The organism is Streptomyces sp. NPDC059994 (assembly GCF_042737755.1).
In the GTDB taxonomy this organism is placed as follows: Bacteria; Actinomycetota; Actinomycetes; order Streptomycetales; family Streptomycetaceae; genus Streptomyces.
In genome coordinates this window covers 1-1,937 of record NZ_JBHWUR010000223.1, presented here as the reverse complement: position 1 = coordinate 1,937, position 1,937 = coordinate 1, and the positions used below count along the sequence as shown (strand labels likewise).

Genomic DNA, 1,937 nt, shown 5'->3' with positions numbered 1-1,937 from the left:
TGTTTCCGTGTGTCCTGAGCGTGAGAAGGAGTTGTTTGTAGGGCAGCTCCCGATCATGGTGCTGTGTGAAAGATGAAGGTTTTGGCCCTTCGGAGTCGCCCTGCGGGGGGAGGCTTCAAACCGCCTCATGCTGCGTTAGCTAATGACTGTCGTGGTGAGCGATGAGGGAAAGGCGTCGTAAGAGGCGTCAGGTGGGGATCGGGAAGACGAACGCAAGTGAATCGCTGCTGACGTGTCGAAAAGCAGACAGACGACATCGAAACCGGGGTGTGGAAACGACCCCGGGATGAGCCTGGCGGGTTCCCGCTTATTGGCCAGGTGGTGTCCGGCATGGAGGCGACGTGAGCCCGGTCTGCGGCTTTCACATGGAACAGGAGAAGGCAGGTCCGACACTGCTGCCGCACTGCGGCAGCAAGAGGGAGTGCCCCAAGCGGCAGACACCGTGAGGGGTCGAGTACCGATGCGGTACCTGCTGGCGGACCGGCTCGTAGTAGTGATGAAGCCCCTGTAACGGGGGTGGAGCGAAGGGGCCGGGTCGTTCGTGACTGAGTTGATCACATCAACCGGACGACGTCTGGGAGGAGTGCGATGAGCCAGTTGAAGTCATCGACCAAGCCGTTTGATATCTCGAAGTGGGAAGTCAAAGAAGCGTGGGAGGAAGTCAAGGCCAATAGAGGTGCGCCCGGAGTGGATGGGCAGAGCATCGATGACTTCGAGAAGGACCTGAAGGGAAACCTGTACAAGGTCTGGAACCGCATGTCGTCGGGCTCGTACTTCCCTCCTCCGGTGCGGGCGGTGGCCATTCCGAAGCCGCACGGTGGTGGCACGAGAATGCTCGGCATTCCCGCTGTCGCCGACCGGGTTGCTCAGACCGTCGTAGCCCGGCATCTAATGCGAAGGGTGGAGCCCGTTTTCCATCCGGACAGCTACGGATATCGGCCGGGACGGTCTGCCTTGGACGCGGTGGGGAAGTGCCGGGAGCGTAGCTGGCGGCGGGACTGGGTGGTCGAGTTCGACATTGCCAAGTTCTTTGACAGCGTGCCCTGGGACCTGCTGGTCAAGGCGGTGGCCGCGCACACCGACGCCGTCTGGGTGAACTTGTATGTGCGGAGGTGGCTTGCCGCCCCGCTCGTCATGCCCGACGGCTCCCAGATGGAGCGGGAGCGCGGAACGCCCCAAGGGGCGCCGGTCTCTCCCGTTCTGGCGAACCTGTTCCTGCACTACGCGTTCGACATGTGGATGGAACGGGAGTTCCCGTCCGTCTCGTTCGAGCGCTACGCGGATGACGCGGTACTGCACTGCGTCACTGAGCGAGAGGCCCGCCAGGTGCTGGCCGCGCTCACGGACAGGATGGTCGAGGTCGGGCTGCGGCTGCACCCGGACAAGACCCGGATCGTCTACTGCAAGGACGGCAACCGCCGGCGCTCCTTCGAGTGCACGGCCTTCACCTTTCTTGGGTACACGTTTCGCGCCCGGAAGAACCGGAATCGGCACGGGAAGCTGTTCCTGTCGTTCGAGCCGGGGATCAGCAGGGAGGCCCTGACAAGGATCGGCCGGGAGGTGCGGTCCTGGCGACTGCACCGACGGGCCGAGCTGACCTTCAGCGAGCTCGCCCGCAGGATGAATCCTGTGATCGGGGGCTGGATCAACTACTACGGCCGATTCCGGCCTTGGGAGTTGGACCGCTTCTTGGCGCGCGTCAACACCTACTTGGTGCGATGGATCCGCAACAAGTACAAGCGGCTCGCGGCCCAGAAGAAGGCGTACTCGAAGATGCAGGAGATCGCCCAGCGATACCCCCGCATGTTCGTGCACTGGCGCCTCACCACGGCGGCCGCAGAGATCTGATGATCAGAACGACAAGAGCCGTGTAACGGGAGACCGTTACGCACGGTTCTGTGAGAGCCGAGGGGTGAGATCCCCCTCGGCTACTCGAC

The 1,937-nt window shown here is 62.8% G+C and carries 1 protein-coding gene; it reads left to right on the top strand.

Annotation, left to right across the window (positions count from 1 at the left end; translation table 11 throughout):
- Window positions 1-588 precede the first annotated feature (588 nt).
- Window positions 589-1,848, top strand: coding sequence for a group II intron reverse transcriptase/maturase (ltrA, locus tag ACFWA7_RS39965; RefSeq protein ID WP_385828085.1), 1,260 nt, complete (start codon window positions 589-591; stop codon window positions 1,846-1,848).
- Window positions 1,849-1,937: the final 89 nt, after the last annotated feature.